General features: G+C 73.8%; 1 protein-coding gene. It reads right to left on the bottom strand.

Going from position 1 to position 2,431, the window contains the following annotated elements; translation table 11 throughout:
• Positions 1-68: 68 nt before the first annotated feature.
• On the bottom strand, positions 69-2,207 hold the full coding sequence (locus tag AC5LUJ_RS16280; protein WP_493465231.1) for a copper resistance CopC/CopD family protein: 2,139 nt from the start codon (positions 2,205-2,207) through the stop codon (positions 69-71).
• Between the last annotated feature and the right edge of the window lie 224 nt (positions 2,208-2,431).

Below are 2,431 nucleotides of genomic sequence, written 5' to 3'. Positions count from 1 at the left end.
CCGGTCACGAGTTTCCGGCCGGTTCCGGAACGGCTCCGCGTCACCCGGCCGGTTACCCGGCCGACGCGCTAACGGACCCGGTAGAAGAGGGTCGTCACATACTGGTCGAAGTCGTTGACGCGTAGCGTCAGGCGGAGCTGCCAGATGCCCGGGAGCGGGACCTGCATGCCTTCAGCGATCACATGGCCGGGCGCCACCCGGGTGAGCGGCACCGGCAGCGGGCCGACACCGGCGTCCGGTAGTGACAGCGCGGCCGACGCGTCGGCGAGCGGCTGCGCCTTCCCCGCGGGACCGAAGACATAGACGTGCAGGGTCTGCGGACCACGCCTGGTGGGGGTGATGTCCACCTGGACGGTCAGCGGCCCGGCGAAGACCGTGTCGGAGAACGGGGGGACGTACGACGTCCGCGCCGGGACGGAGTTGACCAGCACGGCCGTCACCCCGAGCACCACGGCGGCGATTCCCGCCTCGAGGACGACCCCGCGGCGCAGCCGCGCCAACGCGCCCTCGCCGATCCGGGGACGTGGCGGCGGGGCCGGCGAGAACGCGTCCCCCGACGGGCCGACGGCAACATCATTTTTTCCGCGTGCCGCCGGCGGCCCGGCTGCCCGGCCTGTCAGCAGGCCGAGGAGGGCGCGGCCACGACTCACGTGAATCCCGGCTTCCCACCGGGCCGGCGGGGCGGATCCGGCGGATCCGGAAAGCCCTGGCCCACGGTCCGCGGCCCGGACGGCCACGCCCACAGCCGTACTCCCCCGGCTGCCCCCGGCCGCTCCCACGGCGGCACCCCCGGCCTCGTTGCCGGCCTGCTCCCCGGCCTCGTTGCCGTCCCCATTGCCGGCTCTGCTGCCGGCCCCGTTGCCAGCCTGGTCCGCGGTGGCGTCCGCGGCCGGCACGGCGCGGGGCAGCCGGTACTGGCGCGCGATCCGGTTGTGCCCCAACCAGCCGAATCCGATCATCATCGCCACGAACCAGAGCTTCACCAGCAGCAGACGGCCGTAGGTGGTGTCCAGCGCCGAGAGCGAGCCGACCTCACGCCATGCCTGGTAGACGCCGGTCAGAACGATCACAATGACAGCAGCCATCGCGACACGTGACCACTTCGGCAGGACCTCGGCGAGTTCGGCGGCCCGGGCAGCCGGCACCTCGACGTCGTCGCCGGGAGGCTGCCGGCCGTCCCGCGAAACGCGCCGGGAGGTGGCCCACAGAAAGATCACAAGGACCGTGAGGCCGCCGCCCCAGGCCGCGACACCCAGCAGGTGCAGGGTCAGGTTGGCAGTCGCCAGCCACGCGTCGTCACCGGCGCCCGCATGCCCGGCCGCGCTCTGGGTCACCGTGGCGACAAGAGCGAGCCCCGCCAGCTCCAGCAGGGAGCGCCGGTGACCCGCCATGACCGTACGCAGCAGCGGTACCACGAGCAGCAGCGCGAGGATGCGCAGCAGCACCAGATGCCCGTATCTGCCGTGCAGGGTGGCCGACAACGCATCCCAGCGGAACAGGGCGGACAGGCCCTGACCGGCGCCGTACGGCCCCTGCAGCAGCAACAGCGCGACGGACGAGCCGAAGGTGGCCCCCCACCCCGCCCACAGCAGGCGCCGCGGGCCTGGCAGCCCCAGCCCGGCCGGCCACAGCGCCAGCAGGAACAGGCCCGCCCCGACCAGGACGGCGAGCCCGGCGAAAGCGGCGAAACGGGCGACGCCGGCCAGCACGCCCACAACCACCGAGCCACGGGCGGTCGTGGGCACCGACGCGGCCGCCGCCGCGTCCGGTGCCACTCCGACCCCGAAGAAGAAACCGCCGGAGACCGGGTGGCTGTCCGCGGAGACCACATGCCAACTGACCACGTACGTTCCGTTGTCGATCCCGGGACGGATCCCCACCACGGCCTCGTTGCCGGCCTGCCCGTGCCGCGCGGCACCGTCGTCCACCCGCTGACCGGATGCGGAGATGACCGTTATCGAGCCGGCGTTCACCGTGACCGACTCACTGAAGGTCAGCGTGACCCGCGACGGCGCGGCCGGCTGGCTCGACCCCCCGGCGGGGTCGCTGCCCTCGAGCACGGCATGCGCGGACGCCGGCACAGCCGTCCCGACGACGGCCACGAGCACGGCCGCGAACAGGAAGCCGAGGCGACGCGCGGTACGCCGCCAACGCCACCCGGCGCCAAACCATGGTGACGCGCCGCCACCAGCCAGGGGCCGAAGCACCGGCCCTGCGCCAGCCGGGGGCCGGCGTAGCGGCCCTGCGCCAACCCGGGATCGGGCCACAGGCCCGATGCCGGTCCTGGACCGGAACACCGGCCCGATACCCATCTGGAGCCGAACCACTGGCCCAGTGTCCACCCCACCGCCCGCGAACGACGACGACGCCGGAATCCGCGGCCGGCCGCGGATTCCCATGGCCGCCCCCGGCAGCCGGTCTGCCGGGCGCC

The sequence above is a fragment of the Protofrankia sp. CiP1_Cm_nod3 genome, assembly GCF_982290655.1.
Note: the sequence above shows the minus strand (reverse complement) of the source record. Positions and strands in the feature narration are given on the sequence as shown.